Source organism: Stieleria sedimenti, assembly GCF_025060895.1.
GTDB lineage: Bacteria > Planctomycetota > Planctomycetia > Pirellulales > Pirellulaceae > Stieleria > Stieleria sedimenti.
Genome location: NZ_JANZKV010000042.1, coordinates 190,397 through 207,851, shown reverse-complemented (window position 1 = coordinate 207,851; position 17,455 = coordinate 190,397). Strand labels below are relative to the sequence as shown.

Here is a 17,455-nt window from a genome sequence, read left to right as displayed (position 1 = left end):
TGCGCGAACTCGAATACCAAACGTCCCTTGCCACTCGACTTGGATTCGCACCCGCCGAAAGCGAGCTACCGGATCGACTTATCGAAACATCGAAAGTCCTTGCGGCCCTCATTCGCTCACGTCGGAAACCTAATTCCTAAACCCTAACTCCTAATCCCCTGGCATGGCGCGGGAGGGAGTCGAACCCACAGACATGTCACGGAGGTTTGAGCTCCGCCGCTTTTCCGGTTTGCGTACCGCGCCATTTGTTTTGAAAGCGTCCCCGATCGGATTTGAACCGACGACCTCTTGCGTGACAGGCAAGCGAGCACTCCGCTGCTCCACGAGGACTTGTTGATTGCGAAAAGTACGGGCACTCGGATTCGAACCGAGACTAATTGGTTGGAAGCCAATCGTGCTGGCCGTTGGACACTACGCCCGCATGTTGAGTAGCTCAGGTGGGACTCGAACCCACAGCATCTCTGGTTCTAAGCCAAAGTGGTCTTCCGGTTGCCTACCGAGCCATGATTAGGGGATTAGGATTTAGCGAACTAGGAATTAGGGAAACCAGAAGGCAATCGCCATTAGACCGGCCTCTTTCTAAACACCTAACTCCTAACGAACTAAACAGCTAACCCAGTGGAGCACCAGGGAATCGAACCCTGATCTTCTGCTTGCAACACAGACGCCGTTGGAAGTTAGAAGTAAGAAGGGTGAAGTGTGAAAATGGTTCGGTCGTAATCTTTCAAACTTCCCACTTCACTCTTCAAACTTCCAAATGCCCAGAGCAGGAATCGAACCTGCAAACACTCGGGTTTAAGTCGAGTCGCTCGTCCGGTTGGCGTACCTGGGCATGCAAGTAGTCCTGGATGGAATCGAACCATCGTTTCCTGTTTGTAAAACAGGTGTCGTAGCCGTTGGACCACAGGACTTTGGAAGTTTGAAGTTGGAAGGAGGAAGTTTGAAATAAGTTGCGTTACACTGATGTCATGAAAAGTGATTTACCTGATCGAACCTTTGCGTTTTCCGAGCGAATAGTGCGACTCTGTCTTGCGTTGGAGAGCGAAAGCAGTGTCGCTTCAACATTGATGAAACAATTGCTTCGTTCGGGTACATCGATCGGCGCGAATGTGGAGGAAGCTCAGGCAAGTGAAAGCAAGCGTGACTTTGTTCACAAGTATTCGATCGCAGCGAAAGAGGCCCGCGAAACACACTACTGGCTGCGACTCCTGGCAAAGACTGAGGTCGTTCCCCCTGCTCGGCTTGAGCCACTCACTGCTGAAGCCAATGAACTGATCGCAATCTTGACAACGATCTGCAAGAAGAACCGGTGACGATCCTTCAAACTTCCAACTTCACCCTTCAAACTTCCAAGCACGTCCCCAAGGATTTGAACCCTGACCTACTGGTTTGGAATCAGCAGTGCTACCGTTACACCAAGGACGTGAATGAAGTGGGAACGCAAGGAATCGCACCTCTCGCCAGCTACCACACAATTAAAGGCAGAAGGGTTACAACCTCCCGTGTGGAAACGCTCCCAAGTTGTTCAGGCGGAAGCCGTGGGACTCGAACCCACAACGGTTTGACCCGCAGCTGTTTTCAAGACAGTGTCCTCATCCGGCCGGGTGACTTCCGTAGGTAGGGGGTTAGGAGTTAGCGGCTTAGGATTTAGATTTTGTCTTCCTAAACGCCTAACACCTAATCTTCTAAACACCTATCAAAGTGACGTGAGCGGGAATCGAACCCGCGGACTCCTGGATGAAAACCAGACGATTCTGCCAACAGAATCTACCACGCCGTAATTGGCGGCCGACTTGTTCGTCGGCCAAGTACCGCATAGGAGTTTCGATCTCCTTCCTGCTGCCTGAGAAGCAGCCGACCTAGCCAGTAGTCGAATGCGGCTTAACAAGGGTGACCAACCGGAATTGAACCGGCGACAAACTCATTCACAGTGAGTCTCTGGAAACCAGCACCAGATCTGGCCACAGCGCCGAGGACAGGAATCGAACCTGTGTTTGCCTGGTTCAGAGCCAGGTGCAACGACCAGCAGTTGCCGCCTCGGTGTCTGGAAGTTCGAAGTCGGAAGGGTGAAGTTTGAAAGCACGGGTGGCAGGATTCGAACCTGCATACCACTGCTTCAAAGGCAGCTGGCTTACCGTTAGCCAACACCCGAGTGTTGTGCAGTCTTCAAACTTCTAACTTCACTCTTCAAACTTCCGAAAAGCTCCGGTGGATGGGCTCGAACCATCAATCGTCTCCTTAACAGGGAGCCGCCCTACCGATTGGGCCACACCGGATTCTTTACTCAACAGTCAGGATGGCCGGATTTGAACCAGCGGTCTCGTGCACCCGAAGCACGCGGATTTCCAAGCTTTCCCACACCCTGATAACAAAAAGCGCCCAGTGGGAGTCGAACCCACACTTCCGCCATGGCAAGGCAGCAGGCTACCGCTACATCATGGGCGCAAAATTGCATCACAACCAAATTGTCAAAGATCACGGATGCACGAGGCATCCAAAGAGCACCGAGTCGGAATTGAACCGACGTCCCCTCGTTACGACGGAGGTATCTTGCCGCAAGACGATCAGTGCTGAGTGAGCCGGGAGTCGGTAGACTGGAGTCTGGAGGAGAATCAATGAGAGACCACACCAAACTTCGAGCCTTTGAGCTCGCCGACGAACTTGTTTTGCTTGTTTATCGATTCACAACAGAGTTTCCATCTTCTGAACAGTTCGGACTGACTTCTCAGTTGCGGCGCGCGGCCTTATCGATTCCGTCCAACATCGTTGAAGGATGTGCTCGGCACGCCGAAGGCGACTACATTCGATTTCTCGACATCGCACATGGTTCTGCGCGGGAAGTCGAATACCAAATCACCGTCGCCCATCGCCTTGGCTACTTGTCCGACGAGGACAGCCAGCAACTTAGCGCAAAATCAGTCGAGACCTCCAAAGTCTTGAACGGACTACTTCGTTCGCTACGTCGTTAAACCTCCAGCCTGAAGACTCCCGCCTCCAGACTGCTAAGTGGGACCGGTGAGAATCGAACTCACATCGTTCGGTTTAAGAGACCGATGCATTACCTTGTCTGCCACAATCCCAAAATCAGTTGTGAGTCGTGAGTCGCGAGTCTTGAGATTTCTTACTCAAGACTCATCCCTCAGGACTCGAGCCTCTTGTCAGTCGGCGTGGCGGGAATCGAACCCGCGACCGTCGCCTTATAAGGACGCCGCTCTCACCCCTGAGCTACACGCCGATGTGTAGCAAGTGGGGCCGGAGAGATTCGAACTCTCGCCGAACGGATTAAAGGTCCGTCATGCTGCCAGTTACACCACAACCCCAAAGTAGGCTTTAGGTATTAGGCGTTTAGACTTTAGGTATGACGGCTGGATGCTTCGCATCGGTACTCTCCTTTCAAACTTCACTCTTCCAACTTCAAACTTCCAAAGTGGTAGCCCTGGGAATTGAACTCAGCGCAACTCGGTTATCAGCCGTGTTTGGGCAACCAGCCCTCGACTACCATGTGGTTCCCATTCAAGTCGGACACCTCGGAGTCGAACCGCCCGTCGCGGAGCGATCCACAGATGAAACACTGTCTCCTGCTCCCAAAGCAGGCGTGCTTCCATCTGCACCTGTATCCGATGTGTGTTGCCGATTCCGTCGGCGCATATCTTCCTTGTCAGTGGGCCGGGAGGCGCTCGAATCCTCGTCTGCGGTTCTTCAGACCGCCGCTAGACCGTCTCAGCTACCAGCCCATATTGGCTTTTTGGGTTCGTCCGATACGGACACGAAAAAAGGCTCGATGCCTGCGTGACACCGAGCCTTCATGTAGAAAGCAGTTCGCTTGAAGCGAGTGTCACGTGAGCAATCGATACGGGGAATTACCGGGCAGGAACGTACTGGCTAAAGACCAATCGCTACCGCCGAAGGCAATCCCTTCGTGTATCCGTTCGAGTTGATTTGATTGCTGCTTGGTAAACATCAGAAAGCTCGACTCGCTTCTCTGGGTGTGACTTTTGTGTGCCGGCTTGGCCGGGTCTGGGGTAATAGACGCTATCGGAGCTGAATGGTTCGCGAAAAAACTCGCTTTCACAAAACTAGATGCGCTGCGCGGCGAAGTTATTTCATGCTCGCAAGAAAAACTTTGCCATCTCTCGCACAAAAGTCAAACGATTCGTCCAAGCTTTTGTACTCGCAGCTTGCGAGATTTTCTCCGCTGGCCAATCAAGTAGAGTCACCTTCGGCTCGAAGATGTCGGAGATGGTGAGCCGCATGAGCTGTGTGAATCTCAAGAATCTTCTCGCGTGGCAATCGGCCGAATCCTGGATGCGGAGCGAAGCTGCCGGAGTGATTCAGCAGTCGTCCAACACTTACCGCGAATGCTTCCACTTCGGTTGCATCTTCCAAGTTATCCGGCGGAACGAACATTGGAGCCGTTCGTATCCCACGAGGAGAATCACCGCTCAGCACCTTGGGCAACAGTATTCGTCGCACCAGAGGCCGCAATGGCGCAAACAGCGACATCCAAACGGGATAGCCATCGATACTGGGGTCTTGAACCAAGACCAGGTGCCGACAGATCTGCCCGAGCGACCAGTTTCCGTGCCGGACATAGCCGCTGGCCAACAATTGCCGAGCGTCATCGACGGCCGCTTCGAGATTGTTGAACTGCAATTGACGGAGGTCACTCATATGTCTTCGGCAACTCGGTAGAATTTGAATCTTTCGAAGCACAGTATGGGCGACTTGCCTAAAGATTGACACCAGAGATGAATACCGACGAGATTCAAGTCCGACCCGCGCGTGCCGATGATCGTGATCGCATCCTTGCAGTGCACCTTGATGCCTTCGGCAACGATGAAGGCCCCGTGATCGTGAGCTTGCTTGAAGAGATGCTCGACGATCCGACGGCAGAACCGATCCATTCAGTCGTTGCCGAGTCAAATGACGAGATCGTCGGTCACGTGCTCTTCACCTCTGTCACGATCGAGTCGTCCAGGGAATCAAATGATCGTGCGACTGCCCAGATCCTGGCACCGTTGTCCGTGCCCAGCAAGCTGCATGGCCAAGGTATCGGCACCCATCTCGTCCAAGAGACGCTGAAACAACTTGCCGCGTCCGGCGTTCAACTCGTCTTCGCGCTTGGCTATCCGAAGTACTATTCCCGCTTTGGGTTCGTTCCGGCAGGAGTGCTCGGGTTTCACGCTCCCTATCCCATTCCCGAAGAGAACGCCGAGGCTTGGATGGTCCTTGAACTCGAAGCTGATGCGATCAAGTCTGTCGAAGGCACGGTCAAGTGCTGCGAAGCACTGGACCATCAGAAATATTGGGTTGAGTGATGGGCGGTGCTGCATCACTAAAGCTGAGGCCGTTTAGACCAGAGGACGCAGATCCGTGCTTGGGATTGTTCAGGGATTGCGTTCATCGCGTCAACTCGCGGGATTACTCGCCTGACCAAATCGAGGCTTGGGCTTCACCGTCGATCGATCTCGAAGCATGGCGATCCCGGTTCGATGATCGCTTTGCATACGTGGCGACGGAAGATGATTGCATCGTTGGGTTCATCGATATGACACGGGAAGGACATCTCGATCGCTTATTTGTATCCGCCGACCATCAGGGTCGCGGCATCGCTCGTGGACTTGTTAGAAGACTTCTGAAAGACGCGATCGATCATTCAATCGAAGAGATCACGACGGACGCCAGTATCACCGCAAAACCATTCTTCGAGCGAATGGGCTTTAGCGTCGTTCGCGAGCAATCCGTCGAGTGCCGCGGAGTGTGGCTGACAAACTATCGAATGCGGCGAGCAGTACAAGCCGAAGCTAATTGACCTTGCAAGTTCTATCGTCGCAGCGACCCGTCAACCGCAAGCGGTTCCTAGCAAAGACGCGATAGCCTAACTCGAGTCCGTGCGAGATGCCGGGCAAGCGAGTAAGTGCAACGACCGGTTTTAGACCAACGGCAGCATAGAGGCGACGAAAAACCTCGACGCCTGTGATCCACTCGCCATTGGGCAGCCGACCTTGAATTTCATCCATGAAGTCTTTCATGGTCATCCCGAAGCTAGACGGGCTGAATGACGGATCGGCAATGTCGGTGAAACGAATTCGATCCTTCCGATCAAAGCGACGGAGCAATTTAATCTCGCGCAGGCAAAGCGGACACTCGCCGTCGTAGAAGACTTCCACTTGCCAGTCTTTGTTCACTTCGCTGCTCATGAGTCCGTCGCCGTCTCGCTGTCAGTTTCCGACTTTCCGGTTTCTGTTCCCTTCGAAGACATTTTCAAGCGGATCAAGATCTCGTTCCGGCGAAGTGCTGCTGGAGTGAACGGCGGATCGTAGCCAGCCGCCTCGGCCGACTCCTGACCTTCCAGGCCTTGGCTCTTCATCCATTCTCGCAGCTCGGTTTCCTTCTCCTTGGCCAGCTTCGAATCGAGCTTGCCTGGAAACCGAATCACCGCGAATCGACCACCTTTTCGCTCACGCAATTTCACCCCTTCAGCCTTCGGATCAGGGGCGCCTTCTGCGGCAACTTCTTTGGGCATCACAAACCCCATCGAGACATCCGACTTGCCGATTTCGCCTTCCATGAACACCGGCGTTGTCATCGCGATCTTCTGATCGGCCTCGTTCGCGCCGCTGATGTACTGGAACAGCCGCATAAAGCTGCCGTCGCGGCCCTGCGAGTCCATCTTGGAATCGGTCGCAACCAGCATCAGGTCCGGGTATTCGCGGACTTCAAAACTCCCGTCGGAACTGATCACTTTGTATTCGGCCGACTCGTAGCCCGCTCGAGTGGCCATCGCCAGGGCGACCGTGCCAACCAAAGCGACTCCGAGAAATCCCGTGATATAAATCATTGCTCGTTTCATCCGTCCCAACTCCATCGTGTTGAACTTTCTCTTACTCATTACTGTAGGCACACGGCTAGCAACGCCCATGCCGCCATTGACGGCTGCCAATCCTGCCATTGGGAAAGTCGTTTGGAACTCAAAGTCTGAAGGAAGATGCGGGATGGATGAAGGCCAGTCGGAACTATCGAGGGGCGAGATTGATCGTGTGATCATGATGGCCTGGGAAGACCGCACCAGCTTTGACGCCATTCAGGACCAGTTCGGCCTGTCCCCGGGCGATGTCATTAAGTTGATGCGTCGAGAAATGAAGCCCAGTTCCTTCAAGCTCTGGCGAAAGCGAACCCAAGGCCGAGTGACCAAGCACGAGGCCAAATTCGCCAAAACAGTTAACGGAGACGAGCTCCGGCGGTTCCGAGCGCCGTCTCAGCGAGGGTATCCGCATCGGGAGAAGCAAATGCTTCGGAGAGCCTCTGAACGTATTCCTCGTGGGAAAGTACGTTCTGGTCCGGATGCAATTGCTTCGCGGAAAGGTAATCACGAAACGGCTCCAGGAATTCCCGAAGCCGTTGTGGTTTGATCGATAGCAAGAATGGCAAGTTGGTAAATCGTTGGTAGTTGAGGGTGTGCATCGATTGTCCAAAGCGGATCACGAACAGGTCATAAAGCGTCCATGGGGAAAAAGGTCAGTTCCATTCCGAATGGCTGATAAAGTGCGACGGGGCTAGGCGAAGGCGGGTTCCACCACCGATCCAATTGGGTCTCCGTTCCGCTCGTCCGTGGCCTGCTGTTCGAGCGATCCGTTTGGGCGTCCTGCCGATTCACCCAGCCCCGTCACTGGGAGTTGCTAGCATTGCGACAGGGGTGGACACGTTTGGTCACGCAGCGAAAAGAATACCGGCGAATTTTCGAATGGAGTTCGGAATGCAGGGACGAACGCCGGATCCGCAGGCGTGAATCGTTCGGGGAAAAGTTGTCGGAAGCCATCGAAGGCCAGGCGGTCCCACGGCGGTGAATCGAGAATGTCGTCCAGTTTCTCAATCAGGTTGTCATCGCCTTCCTCGAACTCACCGTGTTCCAACGAGGCCAGATGCTGCGGCGAAATCCAAAGTTGCTCGGCGAGCTGGGCCAGTTCGAGGTGTTTTTCAAGGCGGCGAATGCGAATTTGGGCACCAAACGTTTGTGGGGTCATCTGTCACTCCATCCTGGAAGCGGGAAACGATTTGCGGCCGGCAAGCGAGATTGCTGGCAATAGCGAAAGCAGTGATGCGGGCGATTATTGGGAGTCGGTGGACACGTTTGGTCCAAGCCGAGAAGACAGCTCCCGCCACATGTCTCGCTGGTGTTTCCAGTTCGCGGCAAGAGCGATCGGCTGCATGTCACGAACGGAAATTGGATCGCGGCCCTTGCGAATTTCCGGGGCGAACAGGATCGCTTCTTGGATGTCCGGTGCGAGCAATCGCAGGTTCATGATCTGTGTGACACGTGCTCGGGAAACGAGGCTCAGCCGTGCGAGTTCGGCGTAGTCCGTGACGACGCCGTCTGCGATCAGTTCCTCGAACCGAATCGCCAACGCCATCAGCTTGGTGACTTTCATCAGGCGTCCGGCCGGCAGATCATCTTCGTCCGGCTTCTCGCCCGATGCGACTCGTCGCGCTCCGGCCCCACGACGTTCAAAGGTCAGTTCAGCTTCGTAAACAATTGGCGAGTTCATTCGGCGGCCCCCGCGAGCAAGCGTTGTTCGATCACACCAATTCCTGAAGGATGAAACGCGATCGAGATTTTTCCGGCCTCGCCGTCGTATTCGATCGTTTGGATCAGCATCTGAATCAACTCGGTTTGTTCTCTGGGGACGAGCGATTGCCAGAGATCATCGAAATGAGCCAACGTTTCGGTCGCCGAATCCGGATCGACTTTGGATCTGGCGAGTTGATCCGATTCAATCCGAATCGTGGTCAAGCGTTTCTCGCCTTCAAGGATCCGGTCTTGCAGGTCGGCCAGGATTCCCAACATCAATGAGTCTTCGCCCATCGCCGGCAACTTGCGGAGAACTTCACCGAGTTGCGTTTGCCAGAGGCCGAGATTCTTAAGCAGCAAGTGTTGCTCATTGGCCAACGCTGCGATCTGGGTGCGAGATTGAACTTCGGCTTGCTCCATCACCTTTCTTGCAAGATCCGAATCACGGCCGATGCAACGAATCTGGTCGACGACGAAGCGTTCGATCTCGCCAGCCGGCACCGACTTGGTTGGACAGTTTGCCCAGCCACGCTTTTGTGCCATAGCGCAGACGTAGTAACGATATCGCTTGCCGTTTGGCTTCGTCGAATGCGATGGAATCATGGTGCAATCGCAGGGTTTGCAGCGAAGCAGTCCTCGCAACAAAGCACCGAACTTTTTTTTCACCTCGCCACCGCCGGATCGTCCGTTACGGTTCATCAGGGCTTGCACCTTCTTCCAGACTTCCTCGTCGACGATCGCTTCGTGTTCGCCCTCGTGGATTCCATCCTTGTACCTCAGCTTGCCGAGGTAGGTGACGTTCGTCAGTAGGCGATGTCCGCCATCATCTGTTTGAGCGCTGGTCGGTCCATGTTCCCGCCGGTAAAACCACCGTCGTCGTAATGTGTCGGCAGTGCGACCCAACCTTCACTTTCTTGACTAGCAATGAAATTCTCGGCCGATCCGCGTTGCGCATCGAGGGAATTGAACTCCTGGTCGAGTCCTTCTTCCGTCGACTTCCGCGTGTAGATCGCGCAGCGGATCGTTTTCTTGTTTTCGGTCTTTTTCATGAGTCCGCCTTTTGAATGTTGAAGAATGCGTAGCCGCTGCAGTGCTGGCCGGTGATCGCTTTCGCCACCGCGGTCAGTGACTTGTAAAATTCGCCGTCGTACTCAAAGCCGTCTTGGCGGACTTTGCAGATGTGGAGTTGTCCCTTGTATTTGCGGGTGATGAGATTTCCGGGTGGCGGAAGACGCTTGTCGATCGACGGCCGGAATTCCTCCGTCAACTTGCGGTCCGGTGGAGGCTTCGGCTTGGGTATCTCCGGCGGAGGTGACATCCGCACGTCGGAGTCGCATGCGATCTCCAACGCTCGCTGACGAGCCCGTTTGGAAATGTCGCCTTCTTTGTTCGATTGCATCCGCCAGGCGATTCGCTTGATCAGCCAATCTTTATTGGACGCATTGGTCGTTTCGCCGAAGACTTCGGCGTACTGTTTACGAAGGTCGCGGACGGAGCATTTCTCCATCTTCCGAACCTCCCTGGTCACGTTTAGTGCCATCGGCTGGGTCTCCTTCTCGAGAATCTCGGGTGCGTTAACCGTTGTGGACAGTCAGCCCGGAGTCGCGAGAGGACTCAAGCCGAGATGCGGCCGAGTCGCCAGAGGTTTCCGAAGGTTGGATTCCGTCTTGTTCGGGCGATTTGCTCAACCCGCCGCGGCCGTTCAATCGGGCCAGGGCGATCCCGAGAAGTTCAACAACGCGGCGTTGATGTTGGTCTGCTGTGCTTTGATCGCTCGGTTGTTTAGGCACTTCGTCTGCTCCATCGAGTTGTTGCCGCACTTGATGAACGGAATGTCGGTGGATGGCAGGATCGGGTTCGGTGTCTCGTTGCATCGGTAGTCTCGTTTGCGGAAATCTGAAACGGGTTAACGGTTGGGAACAGTCAGCCCAGAATCCGAAAGAGACTCAAGCCGAGATGCGGCGGAGTCGCCAGAGATTGGCAAAGAAGTGGAACCATCCCGCTCAGTTGGTTTGGACAGTCCGGCTCGACGATTCAGACGCGTCAGTCCGATCGCCAGGATTTCGACGACGCGTTGTTCGCGCTGCTCGGCGGAAAGATCGCCAGCAGATAGGTCTTCGGTGAGATAAAGCGATGACACAGAATGCTCCTCAATTGGAAACAATCCGCGCCAAGTGCCTGCGATGCTCGCCCAGCCAAAGCCAACGGAGAAGAAGTTAACAGCCAACGAGACTTACCTACCCGGTTCACGCCCGGGCCGACGAACGGGATTCGTCGAACTTGCGGCTATGGCTTCGTAGCTCTCGCGGCGCCGAGCAACCGGCAAAGAATCCCAGCGATGTTCCAGGCGTCGTCGTCTCCCCGGTGGTGGGTGCCTTCCATCGGAAAGTTCAGCATCTCGTACGCGCCGTCGAGACCGACCTCGTGTTTCAGACCGTGCGAAACCGCGAATAGCGATTTGACGTTGAGATGGGTGATTCCAAAGGGATAACCCACGCCTGCCGCCGAACAAAATCGCTCGAACTGGCGACGGTCGTAGTCGCCCCAGCTGGCCCACAGTCGGTCTTTCGAATCGAACTCCTGCTTCAATCGTTTAACCGCGTCGCGGAGTGAGCCGGCAGACTCAAACATGTCGGGCGTCAGTGTTGTGAGTTCTGTACAGAACGGACTGATCGTGGATCGCTCGGGACGGACGAGGAGGCTGTGCTTGCTCAGTCGCTCGAGTTTGCCAACATCGACCACGCACAAACCGATCTCAATGATCTCGCTCTCTTCGCCTTCCGGCGGCGGGCCATCCCAACACGTCGACTCAACGTCGACCACCAAAATCTGATCTAGTTTTCTTGCCATCTGTTCTTCCTTGTTGTGTGATTACTAGAGACCGAAGGTATCGCGAAACGCATCCAGGTTGGCTTTGCTCTGACGGCCTTTGCCAGGAATCGCGAATACGATTTCGTCGATTCCGCCTCCGTCCTTCTCGATCGCCGACTTCGCCGTCCTTGAAGCCATCACAGGATCACCTCCGAAAGCGCCGCATCCCCATGCACCTAGGAGCAAACGCTTTACACCCTGGTCTCGTGAGATGCGTAGCACATTCCGCCAGCGTCGCTCGAACGTTTGCTCGAGCTCTTCGGTAGCGTCGGGGTTGCCTCGCAGGAACGGTCCACTGTTCGGCGCCGGAGCGGTGATCACCGAGGCAAAGAACGGCTCGGCAAGCAAGTCGCCGGTGCCGCGTGTCTTGAAGAATGGAACCGACGGACTGAAGATCATGTGGTCGGTGTAGAGCAGCGATGATTGAGCACGATTGGACTCGTAGTAATCCATGCACTGGATCAAACACGGATACAAACCGCTGCAGCGACACAGATCCTCTTCCTGCGCCTTTGCACCATTCAAAAATCCGCCTCCAGGGTTGCGGGCCGATGCGAAGTTCAACAGCGTAACTTCGCCATGTTCGGCCAAGGTCTGGGAAACGACTTGAGTCGTCCCGTCCACCACGCGAATCGTTTGGTTTTGGTCGGCTGGCAACGGCGTTAGTGACGCGATTTCATCGGGTCTGTAAAGAAGTGTGCCACGGACGGCCGACTCTTGCTGCTCGGCAAACTTCACGGTCAGACCGTCCGCCTGGTATTCGCCCGCCTCGACCAGGTCGAGCGTTTCTTGTGCGAGTTGTTTCAGTGTCATGTTGAACTCTTCCTTGCGGGATCCTCCTTTAAATCATGACAGGACACGTGCTTTGGTGTTTCGGTTCGCTCCGGCAGAACCAATCCAGCTAAAATCTGTCTCTATAGTGTCGTCCAATCAATTTTGTTGGCAGAGACTTTATCGAAATCGATTTTAACGGAAGCACTTCGGTGACGGAACAATCACTTATCTACAGTGTCGGCACGCAGGTGGTCGCTCAAAAGGATGTCATGGCGGCCAACGATCGCATTGCGCACCCGGCGGGCGCTGTCGGTGTGATCGTCCGGTCGCCAGTCGATCGCACACACGCCTACCGCGTGAAGTTCAGTGACGGCTTCGAGGCTCCGATCCATCACGACCAACTCGTTCGGCTGGCGGAGTTCAAATCCAATAGCATCCGCGACAACGATGCGCCGCTGATGAGTTCGGGCTTGTACGATCGCGTCATCTACCGCTGCGTGATCGGCTCACGAGCTTACGGACTGGATGACGAAGCATCGGATACCGACCGCCGCGGGATCTACCTACCGAACGCCGACTTGCATTGGTCGCTATTCGGCGTTCCCGAGCAATTGGAGAACGACGAGACTCAAGAGGTTTACTGGGAACTACAAAAGTTCATTGTGCTCGCGTTAAAGGCGAACCCGAATGTGCTCGAGTGCCTCTATTCCCCAATCGTTGAGTCGGCGACTCCGCTTGGCGAAGAACTGCTCGAGATGCGAGCTGCGTTCCTCTCGAAGCTTATCTTCCAGACGTTCTCCGGATACGTGGCATCACAGTTCAAAAAGATGCAAGCCGACATCCGGAATCAGGGGCGAGTGAAGTGGAAGCACGTGATGCACTTGATTCGGTTGCTTCTGTCTGGAACCCATGTCTTGCGTTCAGGTGAGATGATGGTGGATGTCGGCAGCAAGCGTGACCGATTGTTGACGATCAAACGAGGTGAGATGCCGTTCGCCGAAGCAGACTCGTGGCGGAAGGAACTGCAAAGCGATTTTGAGTCTGCGTTCAAAACAACCAAGCTCCCGGACCGTCCCGACTATGAGCGTGCCAACGCATTCCTGGTCGATGCACGCCGGCGAGCGATGGAGGAGTCATTACCATGACCGATGCCAGCACAATTGACCATTCGAAGATGATGCAACACGTCAAGTCGCATCCGTACCCACTGCTGTTCGCGACCATCAGCGGTGCGCACCTCTACGGATTCCCTTCACCCGATTCCGACTTCGATCTTCGCGGCGTTCACATGCTGCCGCTGGAGACCGTCGTCGGACTCGATGAGGGCGATCAAACGGTAGAGAAAGAGGGTATCTACGACGGTCTGGAAATCGATCTCGTCACCCACGACGCAGAAAAGTTTTTTCGATTGATGCTGAAGCGGAACGGGTACGTGCTTGAGCAAATCTTCTCGCAGCTGGTGGTGTACAGCACTCCCGAGCACGAGGAACTTAAGTCGATCGCCAGAAACTGCATCACGCGTCACCACGCACATCACTATCTCGGATTTGCCGCGACCCAGTGGAAGCTCTTTGCCAAGGAGGCACCACCGCGGGTCAAGCCGCTGCTGTACGTCTATCGCGTGCTGCTGACGGGGATTCACCTGATTCGCACCGGCGAGGTGGAAGCCAACCTTATCACACTGAACGAGTCGGCGAAGCTCTCGTACATCGATGAACTCGTGGACCGCAAGCGTTCTGGATCCGAGAAAGGCACGCTTCAAGCCGCCGATCTGGATTTCCACACCCGCGAATACGAGCGACTCACCGCGGAACTCGTGTCGGCCTACGAAGCCTCCAAGCTTCCCGAGATGCCATCGGCTCGAAATGAACTGAACCATCTACTGGTTCGGCTGCGGTTGCGGTGAAATCGTAGTGGATGAGGCGACGAATCCCTTACGCTGGGACTCGTCGCCTCGTCCACTACGAAAAAAGGCGAACCAGTTTCACCCATAGGTGTCTCTGCTTCGGTCCGTCAATTTTGGAAACCCAATGACTACTTTCACCACAACATCAACATCATCAACGACCGACTCGTCATTCGACGGCGAGGCGGGGATGGTGCGTCGTGGTTGAAGTCTAAGTTCAAAACGATTCGCAAAGCCCGCCCGGTGATTCACTTGGCGGGCTTTTTTTGTGGATTGTCGGTTTGTGATTGACGGCGTTTTCCTGTTTCTTCGTTCCCGTTCATCTGGCGCTCACGCAGGGCAAAAAGGTTGCCGAGGCTGCTCACCTCGGCCGCTGGCGATCGGTGCGAAACGTTTCCTCTACCAAGGAGTTCGCGAGCTATGGTTCAAAATGAAATGACGCGAAATGGCAAGGTGTCGGTCAACGTCGGCACGATCGGTCACATCGACCACGGCAAAACGACATTGACTTCTGCCCTGTTGCGTGTGCAATCCGAGAAGGGACTGGCCAAGTACAAGTCGTACGAATCGATCGCCAAAGGCGGCATTGTTCGTGACAAGAACAAGACCGTGACCGTGATCGCTTCGCACGTGAAGTACGAGACCGCTGGCCGAAGCTACGCCCACATCGACTGTCCCGGTCACGCCGACTACATCAAGAACATGATCACCGGTGCGGCTCAAATGGACGGCGCTGTGTTGTTGGTGTCTGCGGCTGATGGTCCGATGCCGCAGACTCGTGAACACTTGTTGCTTGCCCGACAAGTCGGCGTGCCGCACTTGGTCGTGTTCATGAATAAGTGCGACTTGGTCGAAGACGCCGAATTGCTCGAGCTGGTCGAACTGGATTTGCGCGAGTTGCTCAGCGAGTACGGTTACGACGGCGAAAAGACTCCGGTCATTCGTGGTTCGGCCAAGCAAGCTCATGACGACCCCACGAATCCGAAGGCAATCGAGTGCATTGAGCAGTTGCTGGATGCTCTGGACCGATGGATTCCCGATCCCGTTCGTCTTTTCGACAAGCCGTTCTTGATGCCAATTGAGAACGTCTACTCGATTGCTGGCCGCGGCACCGTCGTGACTGGTAAGATCGAGCAGGGAATGGTTCGCGCCGGTGACAGCGTCGAGATCCTCGGACTGAAATCCGCGACCGCGACGGACGTGATCACGCAAGTGGAATCGTTCGGCGAAGTCTTGGAGGTCGGAAATGCTGGTGACAACGTTGGTGTGTTGCTTCGCAAGACGGCTCACAACGAGATCACCAAAGGTCAAGTTTTGGCGAAGGCGGGAACATTGACACCGCATCACGAATTCGAGGCCGAAGTGTACGTGTTGAAGAAAGAGGAAGGAGGACGGCACACGCCGTTCTTTGACGGCTATGCCCCTCAGTTCTTCTTCCGAACCACAAATGTGACCGGCAGCGCAAACGTGATGGGCGGAGTCGACATGGCGATGCCCGGCGACGGCGTGCAGTTGAAAGTCACGCTGAAGCAACCGATCGCGGTCGCTGACGGTGACCGCTTCGCCATCCGAGAAGGCGGTAGGACCGTCGGATCGGGCGTGGTGACACGCGTGGTCGGCTAGATCGGCGACAATTGGGTAGCATTGCACAACGCTCGCGGCGGAGAGATCCGTCGCGGGCGTTTTGGGTTCTTCTGAAGTATTCGTTCCGTGGCGAGACTAACTGTGACATCGATAGTCTGGATTCTTGAATCCGAAGTGTTCCCTATTTCCCACTCAAGGCTGCGGCGGGCGATCAATGATGCTGGGCATCGCATCGTTGAGTCACGGGATGATTGGTGGCTGGACGAACCACCCAAGTTCGATGCGCAGACACCGGTTGTTTTCCATGGGTCACTCGGCAATGCGGCTGTCATTGAGATGAAGGCGAATTGGTCTCCCGGCTCATTTTGTCCAGTGAACGACTTTTGCTGCACAGCTTGGTATCCGAGAGCACGCAAGTGGTTGCTGCATCGCGACTGGCGGTGTGTGCCGGCGAATGATTTAGTCGCCAATGCTGCCGACGTCGCAAGCTCGATTGGCTGCAATGATCGTGTTTTCGTTCGACCAGACAGCCCACTGAAACCATTCAGTGGTCGCGTGCTCGATATAGATTCGATTTCCCTCAAGGCACTCGACCATGGGTTTTACTACGAAGACGAAACGCTTCCCGTCATTGTCGCACCGGTCGCCAACGTTGGACGCGAGTGGCGTTTTGTTGTCGCTGATAGACAAGTGATTGCTGGCAGCGGCTATAACGCGGAAACACGAAGTCCATCGGCAGCAAGCGAGAACTCAAGGGCTCGCGAATTGGCCGCGGAGATCGCATGCTCCATGGAACCGCCATCGCCGGTCTACGTCCTGGACATTTGCGAGGTGGACGATAAATGCCGTCTACTCGAGCTGAATCCGTTTGGAGGTGCCGACTTTTACGGCTGTGATTCCCAAGCCATCGTGAAAGCTGTGTCTGATCATGCCATAAGGAGTGTGGAATTGTGAACAAGATCGAAGGTGACCTACTGGAACTTGCTGGAAAGGGCCATTTCGACGTGATCATTCACGGATGCAATTGTTTTTGCACGATGGGGGCAGGCATCGCAAAGGCAATCCGCGACCAATTCCCAGCCGCGTATGAAGCAGATTTGGCAACCGAGAAAGGGAACCGTGAGAAATTAGGCTCGTTTTCATCAGCCGAAGTATCGATCGACGATCATCAACTCACCGTCGTAAACGCATACACGCAGTTCAACTACCGTGGTGCCGGCGTAAAAGCCGACTACGACGCGATCCGAGAGGTGTTTGGCAAGATCAGATCCGACTTCAAGGGTAAACGAATCGGATACCCGATGCTCGGTGCCGGTTTGGCTGGTGGTGATTGGGATACAATCAGTTCGATCATCAATGATGAGCTTGATGGAGAAGACCACACGTTGGTTGTGTTCAAGCCTTCGTAGCTGCCGCTTCAATGAATGGCTCGGCAGAGAAACGGATCAATTCTACCAACTCAGGGTCCATGAACTGGTAGTCGTCGGGAATATGCAAGACTTGGATGGGCAGATACTTGGTATCGCCCGGGAAGTCTGCGAGCAAACGATGACGATGTTTGTCCTCCATCACCAAAACTAAATCCGCCCAAGCAAGATCGGCAGCGTGAATCGTCTGCCTCGCGGACTTTGCTGTACCTCGAGATCGAACCGACACTCGCGGATCGTCACGATAGACTGCTTCGGCCGTCGGACTTCGCCACTGATTCTTGCTGCAAACGAACAAGACGTTGATTCGATTGGCCATCAGAC

23 protein-coding genes, 19 tRNA genes and 1 pseudogene are annotated in these 17,455 nt (G+C 54.9%); 10 read left to right on the top strand and 33 right to left on the bottom strand.

All coding sequences use genetic code 11. The features are described 5' to 3' along the window. Nucleotides 1–164: 164 nt before the first annotated feature. The 6 genes from NZK35_RS07210 to NZK35_RS07185 form a co-directional block, all read right to left on the bottom strand. Nucleotides 165–243 (bottom strand) — tRNA-Leu (locus tag NZK35_RS07210). Between the two features lie 14 nt (nt 244–257). After that, nucleotides 258–330 (bottom strand) — tRNA-Asp (locus NZK35_RS07205). Between the two features lie 17 nt (nt 331–347). After that, nucleotides 348–421: transfer RNA gene (locus tag NZK35_RS07200), tRNA-Gly, on the bottom strand. A gap of 8 nt (nt 422–429) precedes the next feature. Continuing rightward, nucleotides 430–503 (bottom strand) — tRNA-Leu (locus NZK35_RS07195). A gap of 255 nt (nt 504–758) precedes the next feature. Further along, a tRNA-Leu gene (locus NZK35_RS07190) sits at nt 759–832 on the bottom strand. Nucleotides 833–839: 7 nt separating this feature from the next. Continuing rightward, nucleotides 840–911, bottom strand: a tRNA-Val gene (locus NZK35_RS07185). A gap of 39 nt (nt 912–950) precedes the next feature. On the opposite strand from NZK35_RS07185, the gene NZK35_RS07180 reads away from it, so the two are divergent. Continuing rightward, entirely contained in the window at nt 951–1,313 is a 363-nt protein-coding gene (locus tag NZK35_RS07180; protein WP_259631867.1) for a four helix bundle protein, read from the top strand. 41 nt (nt 1,314–1,354) lie between these two features. Here the strand turns inward: NZK35_RS07180 and NZK35_RS07175 are convergent. The 8 genes from NZK35_RS07175 to NZK35_RS07140 form a co-directional block, all read right to left on the bottom strand. Beyond that, nucleotides 1,355–1,425: transfer RNA gene (locus NZK35_RS07175), tRNA-Trp, on the bottom strand. A 105-nt stretch (nt 1,426–1,530) separates the two neighbouring features. Beyond that, nucleotides 1,531–1,613 (bottom strand) — tRNA-Ser (locus NZK35_RS07170). A gap of 89 nt (nt 1,614–1,702) precedes the next feature. Then, a tRNA-Glu gene (locus NZK35_RS07165) sits at nt 1,703–1,777 on the bottom strand. 303 nt (nt 1,778–2,080) lie between these two features. Continuing rightward, nucleotides 2,081–2,151, bottom strand: a tRNA-Gln gene (locus NZK35_RS07160). Nucleotides 2,152–2,203: 52 nt separating this feature from the next. Beyond that, nucleotides 2,204–2,276 (bottom strand) — tRNA-Asn (locus NZK35_RS07155). Nucleotides 2,277–2,291: 15 nt separating this feature from the next. After that, a tRNA-Pro gene (locus NZK35_RS07150) sits at nt 2,292–2,365 on the bottom strand. Nucleotides 2,366–2,374: 9 nt separating this feature from the next. After that, nucleotides 2,375–2,445: transfer RNA gene (locus tag NZK35_RS07145), tRNA-Gly, on the bottom strand. 55 nt (nt 2,446–2,500) lie between these two features. Next, a tRNA-Thr gene (locus NZK35_RS07140) sits at nt 2,501–2,571 on the bottom strand. A 44-nt stretch (nt 2,572–2,615) separates the two neighbouring features. Here NZK35_RS07140 and NZK35_RS07135 point away from each other — a divergent pair. Next, entirely contained in the window at nt 2,616–2,969 is a 354-nt protein-coding gene (locus NZK35_RS07135) for a four helix bundle protein (protein ID WP_259631866.1), read from the top strand. Nucleotides 2,970–3,007: 38 nt separating this feature from the next. On the opposite strand, the gene NZK35_RS07130 is transcribed toward NZK35_RS07135, so the two are convergent. From NZK35_RS07130 to NZK35_RS07105, 6 genes are all read right to left on the bottom strand, one after another. After that, nucleotides 3,008–3,080: transfer RNA gene (locus tag NZK35_RS07130), tRNA-Lys, on the bottom strand. 82 nt (nt 3,081–3,162) lie between these two features. Next, nucleotides 3,163–3,235 (bottom strand) — tRNA-Ile (locus NZK35_RS07125). A gap of 12 nt (nt 3,236–3,247) precedes the next feature. After that, nucleotides 3,248–3,320: transfer RNA gene (locus tag NZK35_RS07120), tRNA-Lys, on the bottom strand. A 198-nt stretch (nt 3,321–3,518) separates the two neighbouring features. Further along, nucleotides 3,519–3,620, bottom strand: a tRNA-Pro gene (locus NZK35_RS07115). Nucleotides 3,621–3,662: 42 nt separating this feature from the next. After that, nucleotides 3,663–3,734, bottom strand: a tRNA-Phe gene (locus NZK35_RS07110). 469 nt (nt 3,735–4,203) lie between these two features. Continuing rightward, complete coding sequence (locus NZK35_RS07105; RefSeq protein ID WP_259631865.1) at nt 4,204–4,671, bottom strand: DUF1569 domain-containing protein; 468 nt, start codon at nt 4,669–4,671, stop codon at nt 4,204–4,206. Nucleotides 4,672–4,748: 77 nt separating this feature from the next. On the opposite strand from NZK35_RS07105, the gene NZK35_RS07100 reads away from it, so the two are divergent. Together NZK35_RS07100 and NZK35_RS07095 are read left to right on the top strand one after the other, a co-directional pair. After that, nucleotides 4,749–5,318, top strand: coding sequence for a GNAT family N-acetyltransferase (locus NZK35_RS07100; RefSeq protein WP_259631864.1), 570 nt, complete (start codon nt 4,749–4,751; stop codon nt 5,316–5,318). Then, entirely contained in the window at nt 5,318–5,812 is a 495-nt protein-coding gene (locus NZK35_RS07095; protein ID WP_259631863.1) for a GNAT family N-acetyltransferase, read from the top strand. The genes NZK35_RS07100 and NZK35_RS07095 overlap by 1 nt, the downstream gene beginning before the upstream one ends. On the opposite strand, the gene NZK35_RS07090 is transcribed toward NZK35_RS07095, so the two are convergent. Further along, the gene (locus tag NZK35_RS07090; RefSeq protein ID WP_259631862.1) at nt 5,805–6,200 is read right to left on the bottom strand and encodes a thiol-disulfide oxidoreductase DCC family protein; all 396 of its coding nucleotides are present in this window, start codon (nt 6,198–6,200) and stop codon (nt 5,805–5,807) included. The two genes, NZK35_RS07095 and NZK35_RS07090, sit on opposite strands and share 8 nt — an antisense overlap. Further along, entirely contained in the window at nt 6,197–7,084 is an 888-nt protein-coding gene (locus NZK35_RS07085) for an SOUL family heme-binding protein (protein ID WP_259631861.1), read from the bottom strand. The genes NZK35_RS07090 and NZK35_RS07085 overlap by 4 nt, the downstream gene beginning before the upstream one ends. Between NZK35_RS07085 and NZK35_RS07080 the strand changes: the two are divergent. Further along, nucleotides 7,047–7,166 (top strand): annotated as a pseudogene (locus NZK35_RS07080) (TIGR03643 family protein); the annotation flags it as partial. The gene NZK35_RS07085 and the pseudogene NZK35_RS07080 overlap by 38 nt on opposite strands. Nucleotides 7,167–7,221: 55 nt before the next feature. Here NZK35_RS07080 and NZK35_RS07075 read toward each other — a convergent pair. From NZK35_RS07075 to NZK35_RS07030, 10 genes are all read right to left on the bottom strand, one after another. Further along, entirely contained in the window at nt 7,222–7,464 is a 243-nt protein-coding gene (locus NZK35_RS07075) for a hypothetical protein (RefSeq protein WP_259631875.1), read from the bottom strand. A 215-nt stretch (nt 7,465–7,679) separates the two neighbouring features. Next, entirely contained in the window at nt 7,680–8,024 is a 345-nt protein-coding gene (locus tag NZK35_RS07070) for a helix-turn-helix domain-containing protein (RefSeq protein ID WP_259631860.1), read from the bottom strand. 84 nt (nt 8,025–8,108) lie between these two features. Further along, nucleotides 8,109–8,546, bottom strand: a complete 438-nt coding sequence (locus NZK35_RS07065) for a hypothetical protein (RefSeq protein WP_259631859.1) — start codon at nt 8,544–8,546, stop codon at nt 8,109–8,111. After that, a complete protein-coding gene (locus tag NZK35_RS07060; RefSeq protein WP_407699772.1) occupies nt 8,543–9,472 on the bottom strand; it encodes a recombinase zinc beta ribbon domain-containing protein in 930 nt (309 codons plus the stop codon). The genes NZK35_RS07065 and NZK35_RS07060 overlap by 4 nt, the downstream gene beginning before the upstream one ends. Then, nucleotides 9,373–9,618 carry a recombinase family protein gene (locus NZK35_RS07055; protein WP_259631857.1) on the bottom strand — a complete coding sequence of 82 codons (246 nt, stop codon included), beginning with the start codon at nt 9,616–9,618 and terminating at the stop codon, nt 9,373–9,375. Before NZK35_RS07055 ends, NZK35_RS07060 begins: the two co-directional genes overlap by 100 nt. Next, complete coding sequence (locus tag NZK35_RS07050) at nt 9,615–10,109, bottom strand: DUF2924 domain-containing protein (RefSeq protein ID WP_259631856.1); 495 nt, start codon at nt 10,107–10,109, stop codon at nt 9,615–9,617. The genes NZK35_RS07055 and NZK35_RS07050 overlap by 4 nt, the downstream gene beginning before the upstream one ends. A gap of 34 nt (nt 10,110–10,143) precedes the next feature. Next, complete coding sequence (locus NZK35_RS07045; protein ID WP_259631855.1) at nt 10,144–10,443, bottom strand: hypothetical protein; 300 nt, start codon at nt 10,441–10,443, stop codon at nt 10,144–10,146. 32 nt (nt 10,444–10,475) lie between these two features. Next, nucleotides 10,476–10,796, bottom strand: a complete 321-nt coding sequence (locus NZK35_RS07040; protein WP_259631854.1) for a hypothetical protein — start codon at nt 10,794–10,796, stop codon at nt 10,476–10,478. A gap of 59 nt (nt 10,797–10,855) precedes the next feature. After that, on the bottom strand, nt 10,856–11,419 hold the full coding sequence (locus tag NZK35_RS07035) for a 3'-5' exonuclease (RefSeq protein ID WP_259631853.1): 564 nt from the start codon (nt 11,417–11,419) through the stop codon (nt 10,856–10,858). A gap of 24 nt (nt 11,420–11,443) precedes the next feature. Then, complete coding sequence (locus tag NZK35_RS07030) at nt 11,444–12,253, bottom strand: TIGR02452 family protein (RefSeq protein ID WP_259631852.1); 810 nt, start codon at nt 12,251–12,253, stop codon at nt 11,444–11,446. Between the two features lie 230 nt (nt 12,254–12,483). Here NZK35_RS07030 and NZK35_RS07025 point away from each other — a divergent pair, with 230 nt between their 5' ends. From NZK35_RS07025 to NZK35_RS07005, 5 genes are all read left to right on the top strand, one after another. Beyond that, on the top strand, nt 12,484–13,359 hold the full coding sequence (locus tag NZK35_RS07025) for a nucleotidyltransferase domain-containing protein (protein WP_259631873.1): 876 nt from the start codon (nt 12,484–12,486) through the stop codon (nt 13,357–13,359). After that, on the top strand, nt 13,356–14,120 hold the full coding sequence (locus NZK35_RS07020; RefSeq protein ID WP_259631851.1) for a nucleotidyltransferase domain-containing protein: 765 nt from the start codon (nt 13,356–13,358) through the stop codon (nt 14,118–14,120). The genes NZK35_RS07025 and NZK35_RS07020 overlap by 4 nt, the downstream gene beginning before the upstream one ends. A gap of 420 nt (nt 14,121–14,540) precedes the next feature. Next, nucleotides 14,541–15,743 (top strand): elongation factor Tu, encoded by a 1,203-nt coding sequence (tuf, locus tag NZK35_RS07015; protein ID WP_259631850.1) that lies wholly within the window; start codon nt 14,541–14,543, stop codon nt 15,741–15,743. A gap of 297 nt (nt 15,744–16,040) precedes the next feature. Next, nucleotides 16,041–16,658 (top strand): ATP-grasp domain-containing protein, encoded by a 618-nt coding sequence (locus NZK35_RS07010; RefSeq protein ID WP_323379617.1) that lies wholly within the window; start codon nt 16,041–16,043, stop codon nt 16,656–16,658. Continuing rightward, nucleotides 16,655–17,113, top strand: a complete 459-nt coding sequence (locus tag NZK35_RS07005; protein WP_259631848.1) for a macro domain-containing protein — start codon at nt 16,655–16,657, stop codon at nt 17,111–17,113. The genes NZK35_RS07010 and NZK35_RS07005 overlap by 4 nt, the downstream gene beginning before the upstream one ends. On the opposite strand, the gene NZK35_RS07000 is transcribed toward NZK35_RS07005, so the two are convergent. Then, nucleotides 17,100–17,450, bottom strand: a complete 351-nt coding sequence (locus tag NZK35_RS07000) for a low molecular weight protein tyrosine phosphatase family protein (protein WP_259631847.1) — start codon at nt 17,448–17,450, stop codon at nt 17,100–17,102. The genes NZK35_RS07005 and NZK35_RS07000 overlap by 14 nt on opposite strands. Between the last annotated feature and the right edge of the window lie 5 nt (nt 17,451–17,455).

Excerpts from the sequence above, each read along its gene's own strand:
- NZK35_RS07135 (WP_259631866.1), top strand. The coding sequence starts at position 2,616 with ATGAGAGACCACACCAAACTTCGAGCCTTTGAGCTCGCCGACGAACTT.
- NZK35_RS07105 (WP_259631865.1), bottom strand. The coding sequence starts at position 4,671 with ATGAGTGACCTCCGTCAATTGCAGTTCAACAATCTCGAAGCGGCCGTC.
- NZK35_RS07100 (WP_259631864.1), top strand. The coding sequence starts at position 4,749 with ATGAATACCGACGAGATTCAAGTCCGACCCGCGCGTGCCGATGATCGT.
- NZK35_RS07095 (WP_259631863.1), top strand. The coding sequence starts at position 5,318 with ATGGGCGGTGCTGCATCACTAAAGCTGAGGCCGTTTAGACCAGAGGAC.
- NZK35_RS07090 (WP_259631862.1), bottom strand. The coding sequence starts at position 6,200 with ATGAGCAGCGAAGTGAACAAAGACTGGCAAGTGGAAGTCTTCTACGAC.
- NZK35_RS07085 (WP_259631861.1), bottom strand. The coding sequence starts at position 7,084 with ATGGCGTCAAAGCTGGTGCGGTCTTCCCAGGCCATCATGATCACACGA.
- NZK35_RS07075 (WP_259631875.1), bottom strand. The coding sequence starts at position 7,464 with ATGCACACCCTCAACTACCAACGATTTACCAACTTGCCATTCTTGCTA.
- NZK35_RS07070 (WP_259631860.1), bottom strand. The coding sequence starts at position 8,024 with ATGACCCCACAAACGTTTGGTGCCCAAATTCGCATTCGCCGCCTTGAA.
- NZK35_RS07065 (WP_259631859.1), bottom strand. The coding sequence starts at position 8,546 with ATGAACTCGCCAATTGTTTACGAAGCTGAACTGACCTTTGAACGTCGT.
- NZK35_RS07055 (WP_259631857.1), bottom strand. The coding sequence starts at position 9,618 with ATGAAAAAGACCGAAAACAAGAAAACGATCCGCTGCGCGATCTACACG.
- NZK35_RS07050 (WP_259631856.1), bottom strand. The coding sequence starts at position 10,109 with ATGGCACTAAACGTGACCAGGGAGGTTCGGAAGATGGAGAAATGCTCC.
- NZK35_RS07045 (WP_259631855.1), bottom strand. The coding sequence starts at position 10,443 with ATGCAACGAGACACCGAACCCGATCCTGCCATCCACCGACATTCCGTT.
- NZK35_RS07035 (WP_259631853.1), bottom strand. The coding sequence starts at position 11,419 with ATGGCAAGAAAACTAGATCAGATTTTGGTGGTCGACGTTGAGTCGACG.
- NZK35_RS07030 (WP_259631852.1), bottom strand. The coding sequence starts at position 12,253 with ATGACACTGAAACAACTCGCACAAGAAACGCTCGACCTGGTCGAGGCG.
- NZK35_RS07025 (WP_259631873.1), top strand. The coding sequence starts at position 12,484 with ATGGCGGCCAACGATCGCATTGCGCACCCGGCGGGCGCTGTCGGTGTG.
- NZK35_RS07020 (WP_259631851.1), top strand. The coding sequence starts at position 13,356 with ATGACCGATGCCAGCACAATTGACCATTCGAAGATGATGCAACACGTC.
- tuf (WP_259631850.1), top strand. The coding sequence starts at position 14,541 with ATGGTTCAAAATGAAATGACGCGAAATGGCAAGGTGTCGGTCAACGTC.
- NZK35_RS07010 (WP_323379617.1), top strand. The coding sequence starts at position 16,041 with ATGAAGGCGAATTGGTCTCCCGGCTCATTTTGTCCAGTGAACGACTTT.
- NZK35_RS07000 (WP_259631847.1), bottom strand. The coding sequence starts at position 17,450 with ATGGCCAATCGAATCAACGTCTTGTTCGTTTGCAGCAAGAATCAGTGG.